Here is a 20,708-nt window from a genome sequence, read left to right as displayed (position 1 = left end):
GGTCAGAGCGCAGCTCTCAGCTTGTCGCGGAAGCGGCTCAGCGCCGCAAGTTCCGACGGCGTCATGCTGCCCGAATGATCCGGCCCGTACATCTGCTTATCCAGCGTAAAATGCTTCTCGATCACCCGCGCGCCGCGCGAGAGCGCGATCATGGCGGCATCGACGCCGACCGTGTGATCGCTGAAGCCGAGATAGCGTTCGAAATCGACCGCTGCGAAGTTGAGATCGGCAAGATCGGTCGGATATTTCGAAACGCAGTAGAGATAACCCACTCCCCCCGGCGCATCGAACTTCGGAAAGGACGGCTCATTCCACATGCCGAGCGAGACGATCACCGGCTTTCCCGTCGCTGCGACCGCCTCGATCAGCGCGCGGTCACGCACCGAGCGCGAGGCAATCTTGTAGCGGCGGGCGCCGACCGCCTCGAGCCAGCCGACGCGCTCGACGTCGAACACCGACGCCATGAATTCGATTCCGTGATCGTGGCATTCGCGCGCCAGCGTCTCGAGATCGGCGCGGCTAAGCTCGGTCTTGCAGTTGTACTCGAACCACTCATTTCCTTCCTTGGGAAAGAGATCGCGGGCCGAATAGACCTGGAACTTGGCGACGCCTGCGCCCGCAGCCTTGGCTTCGGTAATGAGCCGCCGGGCGAGTTCCATGTCGCCATTATGGTTCTGTCCAATTTCAGCGATGATTTCCATGCGCTTCTTTCTCGAGCCAGCGGTTGAGCATGATCATGCAAAAGATGGTGTGCCCGTTGAGGCGGCCGGCGTCGGCCAGCATGACGCGCGCCACGTCACCCGCATCGGCGGCGACGATACCGTTACGCCGCAGCGCCGAGCCGGGCGCGAAGGTCTCGTCCACGAGATCGGACCATTCGCCCTTGAGCCAATGGTCGATCGGCACGTTGAATCCGTGCTTTGGGCGGGCAACCACCTCTTCGGGAAGCACGTCGGCGAAGGCACGGCGCAGCGACGTTTTCAACGTGCCGTCGGCGCCGACGAGTTCGGGGAATTTCAGAGTTTCGGCAAAGGCGAGCACTGACGGCGCGGCAAACGGAACGCGGCCCTCGACGCTATACGCCATCGTCATCCGGTCGACCTTGCGCAGCATTTCATTGGGGAAATAGAACTCGCGATCCTGCGCCACGAAATCGATAGGGCTCCAGTCACTGCCGTGCTGGCGAGGCCCGAAGTGACGGGTCGACGCGTTGAGACCGCTGCGGAAGTCCTCTGAGAACAGCGCCTTTTTCTCTTCTTCGTGCGCGTAGTAGTGCCAGGCCCAGGCGCGGCCGGGCGCCGGCATAATGTCGATCGCGGCGAGACGGTCGGCGATCGGCAGCCCGATGTTCTGGAACGAAACGACACCATTGCGATGCGGGACGCCGTTGCGCGCCCGGCGGTCGAGATAAGCGTACCAGGAATAGCCGCCGAAGCACTCATCCGCGCCGTCGCCGGAGAGCAGCACCTTGATTCCAGCTTCGCGGGCGGCCTTGGCCACCGCGAGAATGCCGAAACCGGACGATACCGCGAACGGCTGATCGCCATGGCGGCAGAAGATGTCGAGTTCGTCACGAAAGCTCTGCGCCGTAACATGAATGGCATGATGCCGCGATCCGATGATCGCGGCCGTTCTGGCAGCAGCCGCCGTCTCATCCGCCCGGCCGTGATAGGGGTCGTCGACATCCTCGAAGCCGACGCTGAACGTGTCCAACCGGTCGAGCTCACGCGCGGCAATCGTTGCAACGATCGAGCTGTCGAGGCCGCCGCTCAGGAAACTGCCGACCGGCACGTCTGACAACAGCCTGCTCTTGATCGCAGCTTCGACGACGCGACGCGTTTCGGCGACGGTATCTTTCGCCGGCAGCGACCTCGGTTCAAAGCGGTTCCTGTAGGCGCGCAGACGCGATTTGCCGTCACTGACAGAGAGGATGTGACCGCGCGGCAGCGCCTTGACCGAGCGGTAGACAGTTGCGGGCTCGGGGATCCACAAGAAGGTTGGATAATCCCAGAGCGCCTGCCGGTCGATCGCGAAATCGAGGCCGGGAAAAAACTTGAGCGCTGCGATTTCGGACGCAAACACCACTTCGCCAGGCGACGGCTCACTATAATAAAGCGGCTTTTCACCCGGCAGATCCCGAGCAAGGATGAGCTTGCGCTCGGGCGCGATCCACAGCGCGGCCGAAAACATGCCGTCGAGCCGCTCGAACAGATCTTCGCCGTGATGTTCGTAGAGGTGACAGATCACCTCGCCGTCCGAGTTGGTGCGGAACACATGTCCCTTCGCCTCCAGCTCGCGGCGAAGCTCCGGGTAATTGTAGATCTCCCCGTTGTAGAGCAGCACCACGTGCCCGTCGGCGCCGTAGAGCGGCTGGTCGCCATGGGCGATGTCGACGATCGACAGCCGCCGCATGCCGCCCTGGTAGTCGCCGTCCCGATAATAACCCTCGGAATCGGGCCCGCGGTGCACGAGCGCCGTCACCATCCGATCGAGGACGCGCTCATCGACGCGTCTTGACACCTTAAAGCCGGCTATTCCGCACATCTTGAGACGATCGCGAATGCCATTCGTACGCGCGCTCCAGAGACTCGCATCGAAGCGACACGCCGAATAACTGCGACGAATTCGGACCTGAACATCAGGACTCGCCAGCAGCGACGATTGAAGGTGCCACGCTAGGCGTCGCGACCGGTTCCTGCGCTTCCGTGGCGCGGAACTGGTAGTCCAGACTCACCGCACCAAACCTGCGATCATTGATCGCGCCCGATCTTACCGCGAGTGCAGGTAGTCCAACGTTGCTATCGAGCACGTCGTGATTTCTCGTCCGTTCCGGAGAGATAAGGCAGACATATAGCCGGAAATCGTTCGGCAGAAGCTTCAATTCAGGCAGGGTCAGGTCAATGGCGCCGCGATGCCCGACCTCAAGCTTTGTCGTGCTGATGGTCTCGAGGATATCGGTAATGCACTGAAGGCCGCTTGCCGATGCGTGGTCATCCGACAGCAGCAACCGGAAGAGGAATGCGACACGTGGTACTTCCTCGAAGACCTCGTATTCAAACCGGAAATTCGCGGTTTCCCCGTGAACGTATTCCCACCTCGGACGTCCAGAATTATCCCTCGCTGCAACAGCGGTAAATCTTATTGAACCGGTGGTGCGTTTGAGGCGATCCGCCAGATTGGCGTCGCGAACCAGGATCTCTCCGGTATCTGTCGGAAAGGCTCCACGGGACGCATTCCGCGCAACTTTCGCAGCTCTTGCCGCATGCGCCGCCTCGTGCACAGATTCGTAGTACCGATCGCAGACCTCGTCGACGGGCCCCGAGGCGACGATTCTCCCCGCCTCCATCATGATCGCCTTGTTGCACATGGCTCTGATGGTGCTGTCCGAGTGACTCGCCAGCACCATGATCGGGCTTCGTCCGATAAAATCCTTCATGCGCGCCCGCGCGCGCTCAGCGAAGCGGAGGTCACCCGTGCCAAACCCTTCGTCCATCAGCAGCACGCCAGGGTCGAGCGCCGTTACCAGCGCAAAACCGAGACGCATCGTCATGCCGGTCGAATAGGTTCGTACCGGCAGGTTGAGATATTCGCCGAGCTCGCAGAATTCCTCGATTTCCGGAATCTTCGCTTCGATCTGCTCGCGCGTCATCCCGATCAGCATTCCGGATGTGATGATGTTCTCGTACCCGGTATCTTCGCCGTCGAGCCCAGGCAAAGCATCGAACAGCGGCGTAACCCTGCCCTCGACCCTGATCGTCCCCGAGACCGGTTCGTAGATGCCCGCAATCAACTTCAGCAACGTCGATTTGCCCGCGCCATTATGGCCGATCAGACCGACGCGGTCGCCGTCATGCAATGTCAGCGAGATATCGTTCAGTGCTTTGACGACAACGCGTTCGCTGTGCCTCCCCTCGCGCTCAATCGACCCACCGGTGGCGCGCTGAAGGAGCGCCCTGCGCAGGCTGCGTTGCTGCGCCCCGTAGATCGGGAAATGCGCATTCACATTTTCAAGGATGACTGCGGCCACGGTCTCTCAGCTCCAATAGGCGATGCGCTTGCGGAAGCGCCTGAAAATCGCATAGGCCAACGTCCATCCCACGATCGTCATCGCGAGCACGACGCTGTAGCTGACCGCGTCCGGCACCTGGCCGATCAACGGAGCGCGGACCACGTCCAGGACGTGATAAAGCGGATTGACCTCCACGAATACGAGCCGCTTGAGCCCAGTCAGTGTTTCGGCCGGCCAGAACAACGGCGTGATCAACATCGCGATCTGCAGGGCGCTGGAGACCACCGGCGGCACATCGCGAAACCGCAGACAGATGATTCCGAACAGCAGAGAGAGCCAGACACCGTTCAGCAGGACGAGTGCGAGACCCGGCAACGCCAGAAGCGCCGTCACGCTGAGCAGCGACGGCTTCAGCACCAGAACGACCAGGAAATAGATCACGAAGTTGTGCAGAAGGATAAGGAAGTTTCGCCAGACCAGCGCATAAGCGAGAATCGAATATTCGAACCGGATATTGCGGAACAGCGATTGGCCCGCAATGAACACATTGCAAGACTCGACGATGATCGTCGACACCAGCGTCCAGACGATCATGCCGCTGACCAGAAATGGCAAGTAGTCATAGAGGTTCTGGTGCCAGATGGCCGCGCCGACAGTACCAACCGAGAGCACGTAGACGGCGAGCGTGATCGAATTCCAGAATGGGCCGATCGTCGTCCGCTTGTAGCGTCGCCTGACGTCAAGCCAGCCGAGACGGCCCCAAAGTTCTCTTCTCTGAAGGCCATGCCACAAATCACCGGCTGCAGTCTCCGCCTGAGAGCGGAGGCCGGTGTCCACTTGCTCAACCGGCGCCAAGACCATCGTCATCTTCAGCCTCTCACCAGGCGCCTGGCGGTACGGCCCGCGCGGTTGTGACCCGGACAATCATCTGTCAAAAGTTTCCATGCTACCGCAGTCCGGGTGAAAAACGCTTCACCCGAACGCTCCTGAATCAGGAGCCGCAACTGAACGCGGCGGCTTACGACGCCACGCGATACGCCGCCCTCAGGCGGCAGCCACCAGATCTGCGTCGAGATGGACGCGAATCTTTCCGCCGAGCATGTCGAGCAAAATGGCGACCCGGTCGTGGTCGCCTATTCCATCGAACAACCCGGCAGCATCCATGAACACGCCCGCGAGCACTCGCACCTTGTCGCCGGGCGCGAATTTGGGCCTCGAATCCATCGTGACAAAACCCTTCGCGTCCTCGCGCGCTCTTAGCGCCGAGACCACGCCCTGCGGCACTAGGGCCGGATCGTTGCCGTTGGTGACAAGACGCGAGACACCGAAGGTGGACTGGATGGAGCGCCAGCGCTGCGCCGCGATGTCGACGGCGACGAACAGGTAGCGCGGGAACAGCGGCTTGGCGACGAGATCGACCTTGCGCGCGTGACGACGGCGCTTCAGGTAGCGCGGCAGATAGATCTCGTAGCCCTGACGCAGCAGATTTTGCGCGGCCTTCAGTTCGCTATTGACCTGAGTCTGGACAACGTACCAGCGGGAAGCTTCGGTCATGACGACGCCTCCGCCGCCTTGCTTTGCTCCCGCAAGCCGAGCAACGCCGGCGCCAGGACGCGGTTGGCACCGCAGGCCACCGCAGCCGCGTCGTACGATTCTCTTGCACGGGCGAGATCGGTGACGATGACGGCGTCGAAGCCTTCCCGCACCTCGTCATAAGATTTGCAGACGTTGACCCCGACGAAGTGCGCAACGTCGCTGTGAAGATCGACAACTGCGACGATCGCGACGCCCGCTTCGACGGCACAGAGAGTGGCGATCTCGGCAAGGTCAGACTTGCCGGCAAGGACCAGCCGGCGAAACCCGTTTTCCTTGGCCCGTTCGAGCACGCGCGCACAATCGCTCTTGGCCAGCCGGAAGAACGAAAACGAATCAGATAGATATTGCACCGTGAGGCGCGATTTCTCGGCAAACCCCTGGGGCGTCAGGTAATAGGCGTAGCGCCGTGCCGGAGCATCCCCAACCTTGACCAGGCCCTTCTTGACGCAGCGTTTGAGGTAGGCGTTGACGAGGCCAAGCGCGATGCCAAGTTCGGCGGCGATCCGGCGCTGCGAACGCGCACCATCGGTTTCCACCGAGCTCAGGAGACTGAGAACGATACGCTCGTTCTCATTCTCGTGCGCCGTGTCCAACAGTCGTTCCACGCTACCCCCTCCGGCCCACGATCTAATAGCGTGTTCAAGCTGTGAACGTCAAGCACCATGTTCATGTGTTGAACAACTGTAACATATTGATTCTACTATATTTTACTTTAATGACGAGACCACGGCAGGTAAAGTGGCCGCCGTCGCCGGTGGATCCGCAAATCCAAAAGGCGAAAAGCGAAGCCTGGCCGAACCCTGATGTCCTGCCGGCGACCCCCGTCCCTTCCGGTAAGCGCAAAAAAACGCCGGAAGCAGCGAGGGCAATCTCGACGCCGCGAACTCAATCAGGAAAATGAGAACCAGTATCAGGGCTTCCGGCGTCTCCGCAAATCCCATTCAGCCGAAATTGCCAAGCCGCCTGAAGGTGGCTATTGGCCTGTTTCGGGGCGCGGCGTGAATGGCAAAGTTCCGCGCCAGACAAGGACTTGTCGATGTTGCACGCGGCCTACCGTTCTATCGTTCGCCGACTGCCGGTCTCTCTCAAGGCACCGCTCAAAAGGGCCGTCCTATCGATCGTTGGCCGCCCGGGCGAGCGGACCAATCCGACGAATCCGACCGCATTTGCCGAAATCTCGACTTTCGCCACCATTCGCCGTCGCCTTGCGGATCATCCCTCGATGCTGCTTGAGATGAGTTTCGCTCGACAGGCTATCGCCGACGATCGCGCCCGTAATCTGATGAAGAACCTGAAACGCTTCAATGGCGCCGGCGAAGCGATCGCCCACAATACGCTGGACTACAACCTGACCGCGTTCAACCCGGGAAGCGCTGCCGTGATGGAGCGACCGATGCTTCTGGTGGCAGCTGTTTGCTCGATCGACAAGTTGTTACACAATCGACATCGTTTTTCGGTCCTGGTGATTGGACCTCGGTCGGAGAACGAGATTTTCGGATTGTTCGCAGCCGGCTTCTCTCCAGAGAGCACGCGGGGTCTGGATCTGTTCTCCTATTCACCGTTCATAGACGTCGGAGACATGCACGCACTGCCATATCCAGATAACAACTTCGACGTTGTTATCCACTCCTTTGCACTGAGCTACAGCAGAGATCAGGATCTCGCTGCACGCGAGATGATCCGTGTTGCGAAAGACAAGGCAATTGTCGCGATCGGCGATGAGTATAAGGACGAAACGGATAAAGCCATAAGCGAAAGCCGCCAGCGTCATTTTCGAAATGAAGCGACCTACGTCAAGAATTGCGATCAGATCCTCAAACTGTTCGAAGGCCATGTGCGCCGCAGCTTCATCCACCACGACCCCGATCCGCCGGAGAGCGTTGTGGCGATATCGGTCTTCGAACTTTCAAAGCCCGCTAGCCGGTTTGCCTGAGGGCGACGAACCAACCGCGCAAACTGATTACGGAGCGCCCGCCTGTCGTCGAACGCGCCAGGCGAACGCCGCAAGTCTCCACGGCTCACCTCACACGATATGGAAGTCTGACTGATGCGCCAGCAGTTGGGCGGTCGTGACGTTCTTGAGGGTGATGGTGTCGTGCTGGGCATCGGTGATGACGGCGTTGCCGTTCACGTCGTCATGCGTTGCCGCCAAAAGCGCGCTGACGGTGGCGAACATGGTGTGGTCGATCGGGAGCGTATCGGATACGGAGTTGAAGTTGGTGACGGTGGCCTGGCCGAAATTCGGCGCAAAGACGAAGTTGTCGGCAACTGTCGCTCCGGTGGAGAGCGTCACGGCTTCAGCGGGGGACGTGCTGGCTGCGACCGTCGATAGCGGCGACGTCGACGAGATCGTCACGTTGAACGGCGCCCACAGCTGGCTCTCCGAAGCGCTCCAGCTCACCCCGTCATAGGCCCGCACTTCCAGGGCGTTTGAATCCGTACCGGTAACGAACGTCACCGCGCTGAGCTGCGCTGCCGTGACGTCGAGCACGGTGTGGTCGGCGATCTGGGCGCCATTGAAGAAGAAGTGGCCGCTCGCGGGGTCGCTGGTGCGGTCCCAGAACTGGTATTCGGTGATCGCCAGATTGTTCGGGTCGCTCACCTGGAACAGGCTTGATGCGGCGAGCGTCTGATGGGCAGCCTCGGTGAGATTCTGCGTCGTCACCACCGGCGGCGAAGCCGGTGTGACGCCGACGGTGAACGGCGCCCACAGCGCATTCTCCGATGCGCTCCAGTTCACGCCATCATAGGCCCGCACCTCCAGCGAGGTCGGATCGGTGCCGTTGACGAAGGTCACATGGCTTAACTGCGCCGCCGTGACGTCGAGCACGGTGTGATCCGGCACGAGCACGCCGTTGTAATAGAAATGACCGCTCGCCGAATCGCTGGTGCGGTCCCAGAACTGGTACTCGGTGATCGCAAAATTATTCGGGTCGCTCACCTGGAACAGGGTCGATGCCTGCACCGTCTGACCTGCGGCCTCGGTAACGTTCGCGGTCGTCACCACCGGCAGTCCCGGCGCCGGCCCCGCTGCGACGCTGACCGTGAAGGGCGCCCACAGCTGGCTCTCCGTTGCGCTCCAGTTCACGCCGTCATAGGCCCGCACCTCCAGCGAGGTCGGATCGGTGCCGCTGACGAAGGTCACCTCGCTCAGTTGCGCCGCCGTGACGTCGAGCAGAGTGTGATCCGCCACCTTGACGCCATTGAAATAGAAGTGCCCGCTCGCGGAATCGCTGGTGCGATCCCAGAACTGGTATTCGGTGATCGCCAGATTATTCGGGTCGCTCACCTGGAACAGGGTCGATGCCTGCACCGACTGACCGGCACTGAGGGTGACGTTCGCGGTCGTCACGACGGGCAGCCCCGGCGGCGGCGCCGCCGTGACGTTGACGGTGAACGGCGCCCACAGCGCATTCTCCGATGCGCTCCAGCTCACGCCATCATAGGCCCGCACTTCCAGCGAGGTCGGATCGGTGCCGCTGACGAAGGTCACCTCGCTCAGCTGCGCCGCCGTGACGTCGAGCACGGTGTGATCGGCGACCTTGACGCCGTTGAAGTAGAAATGGCCGCTCGCGGAATCGCTGGTGCGGTCCCAGAACTGGTACTCGGTGATCGCAAGGTTACCCGGGTCGCTCACCTGGAACAGGGTCGCCGCCTGCACCGACTGACCTGCATTCAAAGTGACATTCGACGTCGTCACCACCGGCGGCTGAGGCAACGTGACGTTGACGGTGAACGGCGCCCACAGCTGGCTCTCCGATGCGCTCCAGTTGATACCGTCATAGGCCCGCACTTCGAGGGCAGTCGGATCCGTCCCGGTGACGAAGGTCACCTCGCTGAGCTGTGCCGCGGTGACGTCGAGCACGGTGTGATCGGCGACCTGGACGCCATTGAAATAGAGATGGCCGCTTGCGGAATCGCTGGTGCGGTCCCAGAACTGGTACTCGGTGATCGCGAAGCCGTTCGGGTCGAACGCCGTGAACAGGCTCGATGCCTGTAGCGTCTGATTCGGAATCTCGCTGACGTTCGATGTCGCCACCCCCGGCAAGAGGTCGACTTTGATGTTCAATGTTGCCGTCGAGGTGCCGCCGTGGCCGTCGCTCACTGTGTAGGTGAAGACATCCTGAAGATCACTGAACAAATAAATCCCCGATGGGGGGAGACCTGACGAAATGGTGTTGGCGACGTAGGAGTACGAGCCATCAGCGTTGAGCGTCAGAACGCCATACTGCCCCGCCAAAGACGATCCTATGGTGCCGACGCCATTCGCCGTATCGCTGACGCCCGTCACGGTGAGCTTGTCGCCATCGAGATCGGAAGCGTTCGACAGCACGCCCGTCTTCGCGGTCGCGGTGATGGTCTCGCCAGTCGTAACGGTGGCGGCGTTGTTGTTGACCACGGGCGACCGATCGATAGTGATTTGCGAGGCCGCATCAAAGGAATCGGTGCCGTCGTTTATCATCCACGTGACGGTTCGGACCGGATGGCTGCCGCTCAGCGTATCCGTGCTCGTGTCCTGGAACGTAACTTCGCCGAGCAGCGCTTCGTAGGTCGAAATCGTGGCGGTCCCGCTCAGCGTCAACGTATGAGTCACCGCATTCCAGCTTAGGGAGACGCCGTCTATTGGCACACCTGCCTGCACGTTGCCTTCGCTCGTGTCGACGAACAGTAAATCGCCGGCGATCGGGTTGCCGCTCGCATCCGCAATCGTGATCGTCGCACTGGAGAGCATCGTGCTGTTAAGATCATGGATAATGGGCGCACCGCTCAGGAGCAAAGCCGGAGCACCACCCTGCATGGCCTCCGACGCGGTGCCAGCCACCGCCAGCGGCGTGGCCAAAGCGACCGCCGCGTCGACCTGGACCAGGCCTGCACCGGCCGTTGCCGCGTTTCCTATGTTCAGCGCGGTCTGCTCCATGATCGCCTCGACCTGGGTCGGCGTGAGATCCGGGTTGGCCGCCAGAATAAGCGCAGCAACGCCGGCGAGGCTTGCCGACGCCGCTGAGGTGCCGAAGAAATCCTTCAGACCACCCGGAACCGTTGTGGCGATATTGTCGATACCGGAGACGGCGACCGGCTCGAGGAAGTCCGGCGATGAGAGTGTTGTGCCGTCGTCAGCGAACAACAGCTCTGTCCCGGAGCCCGACGATGAAAAGACTTCGTTTGTCGGAAAGATGCCGAATGGGAGTGTATCGCCGGCGTTGACGGCGCCCGCAGTGATCGCGCCGGGCGTCATGTGATGGCCGAAAACCGTGCCGGTATTCGCGCCGTCGATCGTATCGGGCAGGCCGTCGCCCGATAGCACTTCCTTGATCGTGCCGGGATCGGGTCCGCCATTGTTGGCGATCACAATCTGGTAGGTGCCAGACACGTTGAACCCAACGCCGATGAAGGGATTGTTCAGGTTACCGGCTGTTTCTATGTCGACCAGGCGTCCGTTTTGGAAGATATTGAGCTCGATGTTGGGGACGTCGAAGCTCGTAAAGGGATTTGCCTGCCCGTATGGCTCGCTCCACTGGAGCAGCAGCGCTGAGCCTGCGGTGACCGTGATGGTCTGGGCGAGGCTGCCGTTGAAGAGTTCAACATCGTTATAAAATGCGTTGTCGAATGTACCTGACCCATGTGTCCAGGCCGCCTGATAGGCATTTGCTGCATCGTTACCGGCCGACGTGACAAAGGTCACGCCCTCGGATTCAACTTTCTCGATGGCTTGCGCGACAATGCCGTTCTGGAAGAACGGCTCATCGAAATAAGTGACGTCGTCGCAGATCACCTTGCAACCGGAGGCGGCGAGCGACAGGATGCCGTTGGCAAAATTCTGCTCGCTGTTGTCGGCGGTATAGAAGGCAAGATTCGATCCAGGCGCGATATCGTGGATGATTTGCATCATCGCGCGGCCTTCATCGCTGCCGCCCGACGAAAGATCGCTGAGGACCTGGACCTTCGAGGCTGATGGCAGCGCGCCGTCCGCTTCATCAGCTGCCGCGCCGCCGAGATCGTTGAAGCTGTCGGACAACACGCCGACCTTGATGCCACTGCCGTTGACGCTTAGTCCGCTTTCGTCCAGCGCCTGCTGCACCTGGGCTGCGTTTGCGCCGCCCGAGCCGACAGCTGAGTTGGTGACAGCAGCGCCGGGGCCGGAGTTGTCCAGGGATGCGAGGCTGGTGATACCCGTCACCGGCGCGACAGCGTCGGCGCTGGTCGCCTGCGAGGCCGGGTGCAAAAGAGCTGCTTCGACGCCACTCGAATCGGCGACGGTGACCGCGACGTGGCCTGCGAGGGGCGTCGGCATCAGGCTCGCGAAGTTTATTGAAACGGCGGACGGCAGCGCAGATTGTTGCGGAGCGAACAAGGCGTCGGCCGACGTCGTGAAATCAGTGTCGACGGGCGGGGCGATATGGAGACCGATGTTCGGCCCAGAATTCGTTTCCTGAACTGGCGTCCCGATAATATTCATACTACCGGCGCCCGAGCTGTAGTCCACGGTCGACGCCATCGAGGAGTCCGTTTCCGGACTCGCCGCATTTGTCTGAATGTCAAGCAAAGCGAAGGAAGCCGCAGATGCGGTCTCGCCGGTGTTCGCAGGTCCCTCTTCGCTCGTCGTCAGCGGCAGGTCTGGCAAGATCGCTTCGGGCGCGGGCGACAGCGTCTCCTGATGATGCTGAGCCTGGCCGCCCGGATCGAATGCAAGGTCGAGCGATGGGGGAAGGACATTCGTGTCGAGACTTGGAGAAGTGTCCTGCGGGTCGGAGACGAAACGCGATTTCATCGTTTGGCCTTGATTACGAATTTTGCGGCATAGCCGTTGTCGCCATGACCTCTGGTTGAGTCAATGGCAGAGACTTGCGAACAGCGTGTGTCGGTGCAACGCTTCTTCCGACGTGGTGCGGCATTCAGATTTGGAGGCCAGAAGCTCCATTGCGGTCGCGAAAAGTGGACAGCCTGCGATGCCTGCCGGGCGCCCTTGCGACAACAGGAGTCCGAGGCAACCGGGCAAATTTCAGGAGAACTGTGGTCAGACTGCAACTAGCGCGGGTAACACGGAATTGATTTTGGCCGGAAATATCAGGATGGCCGGAGAAATGCCGCGGTCACGGAATCTGGCCCAAATCTACTCACACGATATTCACACGATATGGAAGTCCGTCTGATGCGCCAGCAGTTGGGCCGTCGAGACACCTTTGACGGTGATGGTGTCGTGCTGGGCATCCGTAATCACGGCGTTGCCGTTCACATCGTCATGCGTTGCCGAGAGCAGCGCGCTGACGGTGGCAAACATCGTGTGATCGATCTGCATCGTCCCGGATGATGGGTTGAAGTTGGCGATGGTGGCCTGGCCGAAATTCGGCGCGAAGACGAAGTTATCGGCGACTGTCGCGCCGCTGGATAACGTCACGGCCTCGGCGGGCGCCGTGGCCGGCGCCGTCGGCGTAATCGTCACGGTGAAGGGAGCCCACAGCGCACTGTCCGATGCGCTCCAGCTCACCCCGTCATAGGCCCTCACCTCCAGCCCGTTTCCATCGGTACCGGTGACGAACGTGACTTGGCTCAGTTGCGCCGCCGTGACATCGAGCAGAGTATGATCGGCGATCTGAACGCCGTTGAAGTAGAAATGGCCGCTCGCTGAATCGCTGGTGCGGTCCCAGAACTGGTACTCGGTGATCGGAAGGTTGTTCGGGTCGCTCACCGTGAACAGGCTCGACGCCGCCAGGGTTTGATTGGCCGGCTCGGTGAGATTCTGCGTCGTCACCACCGGCGGCTGAGCCGGCGTGACGCTGACGGTGAAGGGAGCCCATAGCTGGCTATCGGATGCGCTCCAGCTCACCCCGTCATAGGCCCGCACTTCCAGCGAGGTCGGGTCAGTGCCGTTGACGAAGGTCACCTGGCTCAGCTGCGCCGCCGTGACATCGAGCAGAGTATGATCGGCGATCTGAACGCCGTTGAAGTAGAAATGCCCGCTCGCGGAATCGCTGGTGCGATCCCAGAACTGGTATTCGGTGATCGGAAGATTGTTCGGGTCGCTCACCGTGAACAGGCTCGAGGCCGCCACCGTCTGATGGGCGTTCTCGGTGATATTAGCGGTCGTCACCACCGGCAGCGCCGGCGGCGGCGCCGCCGTGACGCTGACGGTGAACGGCGCCCACAGCGCACTGTCCGCGGCGCTCCAGCTCACTCCGTCATAGGCCCGCACTTCGAGGGCGGTCGAATCGGTGCCGTTGACGAAGGTCACCTCGCTCAGCTGCGCCGCCGTGACGTCGAGCAGAGTGTGATCCGCCACCTTGACGCCGTTGAAATAGAAGTGCCCGCTCGCGGAATCGCTGGTGCGGTCCCAGAACTGGTATTCGGTGATTGCGAGGTTGTTCGGGTCGCTGACCGTGAACAGGCTCGAGGCCTGCACCGCCTGACCTGCATTCAAGGTGACATTCGCCGTTGTCACCACCGGCGATGCCGGCGGTGGTGCCGCCGCGACACTGACCGTGAACGGCGCCCACAGCGCACTGTCCGCCGCGCTCCAGCTCACGCCGTCATAGGCCCGCACTTCGAGTGCGGTCGAATCGGTGCCGTTGACGAAGGTCACCTGGCTCAACTGCGCCGCCGTGACGTCGAGCAGAGTGTGATCCGCCACCTTGACGCCGTTGAAATAGAAATGCCCGCTCGCTGAATCGCTGGTGCGGTCCCAGAACTGGTATTCGGTGATTGCGAGGTTGTTCGGGTCGCTGACCGTGAACAGGGTCGAGGCTTGCACCGACTGACCTGCATTCAAGGTGACATTCGCCGTCGTCACCACCGGCGGCGACGGCAAGTTGACGTTGACGGTGAACGGTGCCCACAGCGCACTGTCCGCCGCGCTCCAGCTGAAGCCGTCATAGGCACGCACTTCGAGCGCGGTCTGATCGATGCCCGCGACGAATGTCACCTGGCTCAACTGCGCCGCCGTGACGTCGAGCAAGGTGTGATCGGCGATCTGAACGCCGTTGAAATAGAAATGCCCGCTGGCGGAGTCGCTGGTGCGATCCCAGAACTGGTACTCGGTGATCGCGTTGCCGTTCGGAGCATTCAACGTGCTGTTCGGATCGCTCGCCGTGAACAGGCTCGAGGCCGCCACGGTCTGACCTGCATTCAAGGTGACATTCGCCGTCGTGACCACCGGCGCACGCTCGACGGCGACGCTCAATGTTGCGGTCGATGTGGCGCCCTTGCCGTCACTCACCGTGTAGGTGAAGCTGTCGTGAAGCAGGCCATTCGCTGCCGCGTTGATGACCGTGGTGTTATCCGCGACGTAGGAGTACGAGCCGTTGGCGTTGAGGGTCAGATGGCCAAATTGGCCCGCAAGGGACGATCCTACGGTGCCCGCGGCGCTCGCATAGTTAGACACAGCCGTGACGGTCAGCGTGTCATGATCAAGGTCGGTATCGTTCGAGAGCACGCCGCCCCCCGCCCCGGCACTGATCGTCGTTCCGACCGTATCGGTCGCGGCATCGTTCGCGCCCACCGGCGCCCGGTCGATCGTCATCTGCGACGCCGCGCTGTAGGAATTGGTGCCGTCGTTGACCGTCCATGTGACCGTGCGAACCGGATGGCTGCCGCTGGACGTATCGGTGCCGGTGTCCGTGTAGCTGACCTCGCTCAGCAAGGCATCGTAGACGGCAAGACTGGCGGTTCCGCTCAGCGTCAGCGTGTTGGTGGTCGAATTCCAGCTCGCGGTCACACCGTTGCCGACCGAGCCGTTCTGGACAAGGCCGCCGGTGGTGATGTCGTAGAGCTGGTCGCCCGCAACCGCATTGCCGCTCACATTCGCAATCTTGATCGTCGCGCTCGTGAGCGTCGTACTGTTGGGATCGTTGATGGCGGGCTGGCTGCTGAGCAGCAAGAGGTTGGCACCGCCCTGCACCGCCTGGCCCGCATTGCCGACGACGGCAACGCCGAGCGGATTGACGTTGAACCCGAGGGCGTCAAGCATTTTCAGATCGACCGAAGTCAGGCTCTGAAGCGTGCCGCTTCCATAGAGTTCGTTGAACGGATCGTTCGGGGTCAGGTTGCTGTAGGGTCCCGGAAGAGCGCCATTTGCAGGATTGAGAAAATCACTTGCGTCCGAATACATGCCGAAGTCGGCGAGCTTCGTATTGCCGCCGTCGAGGGAAAAATAGGCGGCAGGTGCGCTGTTGTTGCCGTCAATGAGAATGGCGCCGGATGTGAAACGATAAAAATCGAAAATGTCCGGCTGTGTGATCGTTGGCTGCGTATTCGAGGGACCATACGGCACACGTCCCATCGCGTGGGTGAGTTCATGCAGGGCGACCCCGACCAGGAGGTTCGAATTGATATCGGTGGCAAAGGTGGCGGCGCCATCGGCGGCGCTGTTGGTCGCACTCAGCAACCCGAACAGCTTCAATTGTGCATTCCAGACCGCGACCTGCGATTGCCCCGCAATCGAACTGGCGTTGGGCAGGGCATTGAACGTGGTGTCGCCGGGGGCGGCTCCAGCGATCAGATCGGCCCTGACGCTCGAATAGCTCTCATACAGACCCGTGGTGGGCCCCGCCGCCGCGCCGCCGCCGGTCCCATTGTAATCGACGTCAATATTGACGGTGATCTTGTTGGTGATGGTCGAGGACAGGATCGCCGCCGCCTGCTGGATGCCAGCCCGGAAACTTGCCGGAGCCGCCATCGCTGCAGCATCAAAGATCAGGTTGATCGTAAAGCCGCTGCTGGAGGTTTCGGCCACGACCGAACCGGGACCCCCACTGCCGGAACTTGCGTTTGCGGCTATGGCTTCAACGGATTCGTCGGGGAGAACCGGGGCGACCGGCATCGTCGCCGCAGGCGCTGTCGAGGTTCCGTGACTGGAAAGGCCGGGGAGAGCCGGACCAAAATTAAAGTCGCTATCGCCCAGCCCAAGGCCGAGGTCGCCATTGGGGTCCAGCGGGTCGAGAAGGAAATGCGACCTCATCACTTAGTCCTTGAGTTTCAATAGGAATTTCAGCACGTTTCGGCTGTACCCTGGATCCGCATTCTCAGCCGTGGCTGGCGCACAAGGCCGACGAATCATCGCAGTCTCTCGTCAACAACACAGGGCAAAATTGCACCCTATAGTGCTTCTTCCAACGTTAATTTGACGTTTCGTATGCCGGCACAATTGGTGGCGTTATGACCCGTGACAGGCGTGCGATCGGCCAATCTGCGATCCTTCTCCACCGCCTTCCGCTTGTGGCAGCCCCGCCCGAGGGATTTTGCCAAGCCGGGCCGCTTATAGCAGCGCCCTGCCCCGCTTGTTCACCCGTAGAAATCCGGTCAATCAACATTTGATTAGCGCGTATATGCCCGGCTAATCATTCCGGGCCTTGCCGAGCTTGGGCCGTTCTGCCTGACCGAAACTTTGAGCCATATGACCATTCCTTGCGCCACACCACCCCGAAGACTGCTCTACGTCGTCAACGAGGACTGGGCCTTCCTGTTGAATCGCCTGCCGATGGCCCGGGCGGCAAAAAAAGCCGGCTTCGATGTGCATGTGGCCACCCGTGTCGATAGCGGCGCAGCTGCGATCGAGGCGGAAGGATTCACGCTGCATCCAATTCCCTTGCAACGCGGCGGCACCTCGCCGCTGTCGGCGCTGCGAGCGATCCTCGCACTTCGTCGCATCACGGCTGGCATCAAGCCGGATGTTGCGCACCACTCCGGCCTGCAATGCTGCGTCTTCGGCTCGATCGCGGCCTTCGGCAGGAAGTTTCCCTATATCAGCGCGCTGACCGGCATGGGTTATGTCTTTACGTCGTCGACGTGGCGGACGCGCGCGTTGCGAGCCATCCTGAAGCGATTGCTGCCCGTGCTGCTGGATCGGGCGGGCGATGTCGTGCTCGTCCAGAACCCCGACGATCGCGCGGCACTCACAGCTCTCGGGATCGGCGAGAAAAGGATCGTGTTGATTCCGGGATCGGGCGTCGATACGGATGCCTTGCAGCCTTTGCCCGAACCCGATGGACCCATCACCTACGGCTTTGCGGGACGGCTCTTGACCGACAAAGGCATCCGCGCGCTGGTGGCCGCGCACGACATCGTGCGGCGGCAGCGCCTTGAAACCAACCTGCTGATTGCCGGCAATCCGGACCCGGCCAATCCCGCGTCCGTCTCGCTGCAAGAGGTGAACGAATGGACCAAGCGTCCGGGCATCACCTGGCTCGGACAGGTCAAGGATATCTCTTCACTTTGGAGGCGATGTCATTTCGCGATCCTGCCGTCGCACCGCGAGGGTCTGCCGGGAAGCCTGATGGAGGCCGCCGCCTGTGCGCGCGCCCTGATCGCGACCGACGCGCCCGGCTGCCGGGAGATCGTCATCGACGATCAAACCGGCCTTCTCGTGCCCATTGAAGATCCAGAGGCGCTCGCGCGGGCGATCGTGAAACTCGCAAACTCAGCCGATCTGCGCGCAAGATATGCGAGGGCCGCACGGGAACTGGTCGTCAGCAAACTCTCGGCCAAAATCATCGGCGAAGAGATCGTCGGACTTTACGACGCCCTCATGGCAACGTCGCGGCAATTCTGAATCTGGGCCGCCCCGCCCCAGGAAAGCCTAGTTATGCTGTGGCCGCAAGGGAGTGGTGGTCAAACAGGATTGTCGGGCGCGAAGCGGTCTCCTATACCTGCGGTATAACAATAAGAGGGACGGCCATTCGTCCCGTTGATCCCGACGGAGCAGCCCAAAAATGCCGTCCCCGCGCGCCTCACAGGCTCTCGCCCGCTTCACCGTGCTTGATCTCACCCGCGTCCGGGCCGGCCCGACCTGCGTGCGGCAACTGGCGGACTGGGGCGCCAACGTCATCAAGATCGACGCGATTCTGGAGGATGCCGGCGAACAGCTCGGCGGCCCGCGCCATGGCTCTGACTTCCAGAATTTGCACCGCAACAAGCGCGCGATGGCGCTCAACCTGAAAAATCCGGAAGGCCTCGCCGTCTTCAAGCGGCTGGTGGAGAAGGCCGACGTCATCGTCGAGAATTTCCGCCCCGACGTGAAGGCCAAGCTCGGCGTCGACTATGAGAGCGTGCGCAAGATCAATCCGCGCATCGTCTATGGCTCGATTTCCGGCTTCGGGCAGGATGGCCCCTATCACAAGCGTCCCGGCTTCGATCAGATCGCCCAAGGCATGGGCGGGCTGATGTCGATTACCGGAGCGCCCGGCGAAGGCCCGATGCGGGTCGGCATTCCCGTCGCCGATCTCACCGCGGGTCTCTTCTGCGCTATGGGGATTTTGACCGCCCTGCTCGAGCGTGACGTGTCCGGCGAAGGCCAGTGGGTGAAGACATCGCTGCTTCAAGCGCAGATCTTCATGCTGGATTTCCAGGCCTCGCGCTGGCTGATGGACAAGGACGTCGCCAAGCAGGCCGGCAACGACCATCCGACCTCGATTCCGACCGGCGTGTTCAAGACCTCCGACGGCTATATCAACATCGCCACCACAGGCGGTCGGATCTGGGTGCGCTTTTGCGAAGCGCTCGGCGCGCCGGATCTCGTCAACCGTCCGGAATACGCCACCGGTCCTGACCGCTCGAAGAACCGGAAGGCCCTTAACGCCGAGATCGGCAAGTTCACCGAAAAGAAATCGAGCGAGACCTGGGTGAAGGAATTCAACGCCGCCGGTGTGCCCTGCGGCCCGATCTATTCCATCGACCAGGTGTTCGCGGATGCGCAAGTGGAGCATCTCGGCATGGCGCAGGACGTTCCAAACGCGGAAGGCCGTCACATCCGCCTGGTTGGCCAGCCCTTCACGCTGTCGCGCACGCCGAGCAAGATGGCGGCGCGGCCGCCGGAGTTCGGCGAACAGACCGAGGAGATTTTGACGGAGTTTGGCTTCACCAAGGATGAGATCGGCAACCTGCGGCAGAAAAAGATTGTGTGAGCCAGTGTTGGCCTGCGATCGTCCCGATCTGAGGATGTAGCCGGCGCCCGCCATCCTTGCCGCATTTGCCGCCAGCCTGTATGGAATAGCCGGTTTGCTGACTGAGCAACATCGTCCGGGGTGCCCGGGCCTTGTCGAAGCCTGATATGGCGATGCTCGTCAGCCTGGATGAAACGATCGGGTGCGTGCAGCGTGACTGTTTTGAAGCGACTGGTGACGATTTCGGTACCGGTCCTGAATGAAGCAGACAACATCAAGCCGCTCATGGAGCGGCTGCGCGCCGTCGCCGAAACCCATCACCACTACGATTTCGAGTTCTTATTCACCGACAATGCGAGCACCGACGCAACGTTTGAGCGGCTCGCCGGCGAAGCCCGTGCCGATAACAGGATCCGCGTTATCCGTTTCACGCGGAATTTCGGTTTTCAGCTGTCGATCCTGACCAACTATCTGAATGCCAGAGGCGATGCCGCTATTCAGATCGACGCGGACCTCCAGGATCCCCCGGAACTCTTCGGCGAGTTTCTCGCGGCCTGGGAACAAGGCTACAAGGTCGTGTACGGCATCCGCCGAAGCCGGCCGGAAAATCCGCTGCTGAGCGTTGCGCGGAAGCTGTTCTATCGAGGCCTGGCAAAACTCAGCAGCGTCGACTTGCCGGTCGATGCCGGCGATTTCCGTCTGATCGATCGGGCGGTGATCGAGGACCTGCGGAAGGTAGAGGATGAGGCGCCGTATATCAGAGGCGTGATTGCGCATCTGGGATATCAGCAGACCGGGATTCCCTATGACCGCGCCGAGCGTGTGCGCGGAAAGAGCAAATTTCGACTTCTCTCGCTGATCCGCCTCGGCGTGGATGGCGTTTGTGGCCAATCCACGAAGCCGCTTGAACTGATCACACTTCTCGGAACGACGTTTAGTGTTCTCTCACTTCTCGGAGCGCTGTTTTACTTCGCCTGGTCCCTTCTGGCGGTCGGCAAGCCGCAGGGGTTCGCAACCCTGGTCATCCTGATTTTGATCTCGACCAGCGTTCAGACCGCCTTCATCGGCCTGCTCGGCGAGTACATCGGGCGTATCTTCAAGAATACCCGGCATATACCGGCTCCCATCATCGACCAGCGGATCGAACCGTTGCGGGCGCGCGACGAGGAAGACTCTCCGGGTCCGCAATCCGCAACCGAAGCCAGTCAGGCATAAAGCCGGGCCTCCAGAGG

Annotated in this window: 12 protein-coding genes; 4 read left to right on the top strand and 8 right to left on the bottom strand. The window is 61.3% G+C overall.

Annotated features, from left to right (window positions below; translation table 11 throughout):
• Window positions 1-2 precede the first annotated feature (2 nt).
• The 6 genes from VFB05_RS24260 to VFB05_RS24235 form a co-directional block, all read right to left on the bottom strand.
• A complete protein-coding gene (locus VFB05_RS24260) occupies window positions 3-701 on the bottom strand; it encodes an N-acetylneuraminate synthase family protein (RefSeq protein WP_325017037.1) in 699 nt (232 codons plus the stop codon).
• Window positions 685-2,544, bottom strand: a complete 1,860-nt coding sequence (asnB, locus tag VFB05_RS24255; protein ID WP_325017035.1) for an asparagine synthase (glutamine-hydrolyzing) — start codon at window positions 2,542-2,544, stop codon at window positions 685-687. Before asnB ends, VFB05_RS24260 begins: the two co-directional genes overlap by 17 nt.
• Before the next feature lie 94 nt (window positions 2,545-2,638).
• Window positions 2,639-4,027, bottom strand: coding sequence for a polysaccharide ABC transporter ATP-binding protein (locus VFB05_RS24250; RefSeq protein WP_325017033.1), 1,389 nt, complete (start codon window positions 4,025-4,027; stop codon window positions 2,639-2,641).
• Window positions 4,028-4,033: 6 nt separating this feature from the next.
• Complete coding sequence (locus VFB05_RS24245; RefSeq protein WP_325017031.1) at window positions 4,034-4,876, bottom strand: ABC transporter permease; 843 nt, start codon at window positions 4,874-4,876, stop codon at window positions 4,034-4,036.
• A 177-nt stretch (window positions 4,877-5,053) separates the two neighbouring features.
• Window positions 5,054-5,563 (bottom strand): transcriptional activator RfaH, encoded by a 510-nt coding sequence (locus VFB05_RS24240; protein WP_325017029.1) that lies wholly within the window; start codon window positions 5,561-5,563, stop codon window positions 5,054-5,056.
• The gene (locus tag VFB05_RS24235; RefSeq protein WP_325017027.1) at window positions 5,560-6,210 is read right to left on the bottom strand and encodes a winged helix-turn-helix transcriptional regulator; all 651 of its coding nucleotides are present in this window, start codon (window positions 6,208-6,210) and stop codon (window positions 5,560-5,562) included. The genes VFB05_RS24240 and VFB05_RS24235 overlap by 4 nt, the downstream gene beginning before the upstream one ends.
• A 431-nt stretch (window positions 6,211-6,641) precedes the next feature.
• Between VFB05_RS24235 and VFB05_RS24230 the strand changes: the two genes are divergently transcribed.
• A complete protein-coding gene (locus VFB05_RS24230) occupies window positions 6,642-7,538 on the top strand; it encodes a class I SAM-dependent methyltransferase (RefSeq protein WP_325017025.1) in 897 nt (298 codons plus the stop codon).
• Window positions 7,539-7,628: 90 nt separating this feature from the next.
• On the opposite strand, the gene VFB05_RS24225 is transcribed toward VFB05_RS24230, so the two are convergent.
• Together VFB05_RS24225 and VFB05_RS24220 are read right to left on the bottom strand one after the other, a co-directional pair.
• The gene (locus VFB05_RS24225) at window positions 7,629-12,374 is read right to left on the bottom strand and encodes a S8 family serine peptidase (protein ID WP_325017023.1); all 4,746 of its coding nucleotides are present in this window, start codon (window positions 12,372-12,374) and stop codon (window positions 7,629-7,631) included.
• 357 nt (window positions 12,375-12,731) lie between these two features.
• A complete protein-coding gene (locus VFB05_RS24220) occupies window positions 12,732-16,556 on the bottom strand; it encodes an NF038122 family metalloprotease (protein ID WP_325017021.1) in 3,825 nt (1,274 codons plus the stop codon).
• 435 nt (window positions 16,557-16,991) lie between these two features.
• Between VFB05_RS24220 and VFB05_RS24215 the strand changes: the two genes are divergently transcribed.
• The 3 genes from VFB05_RS24215 to VFB05_RS24205 all read left to right on the top strand — a co-directional run bounded on the left by VFB05_RS24215 (window position 16,992) and on the right by VFB05_RS24205 (window position 20,691).
• Window positions 16,992-18,146: a glycosyltransferase family 4 protein gene (locus tag VFB05_RS24215; protein ID WP_325017019.1), complete on the top strand. Its 1,155-nt coding sequence runs from the start codon at window positions 16,992-16,994 to the stop codon at window positions 18,144-18,146.
• A 160-nt stretch (window positions 18,147-18,306) separates the two neighbouring features.
• Entirely contained in the window at window positions 18,307-19,497 is a 1,191-nt protein-coding gene (locus VFB05_RS24210) for a CoA transferase (protein ID WP_325017017.1), read from the top strand.
• Window positions 19,498-19,689: 192 nt separating this feature from the next.
• Window positions 19,690-20,691, top strand: a complete 1,002-nt coding sequence (locus tag VFB05_RS24205) for a glycosyltransferase family 2 protein (protein ID WP_325017015.1) — start codon at window positions 19,690-19,692, stop codon at window positions 20,689-20,691.
• Window positions 20,692-20,708: the final 17 nt, after the last annotated feature.

The sequence above is a fragment of the Bradyrhizobium sp. genome (assembly GCF_035652035.1).
GTDB lineage: Bacteria > Pseudomonadota > Alphaproteobacteria > Rhizobiales > Xanthobacteraceae > Bradyrhizobium.
The sequence above is the reverse complement of the archived record's forward strand: the minus strand, read 5'-3'. Positions and strand labels throughout refer to the sequence as shown.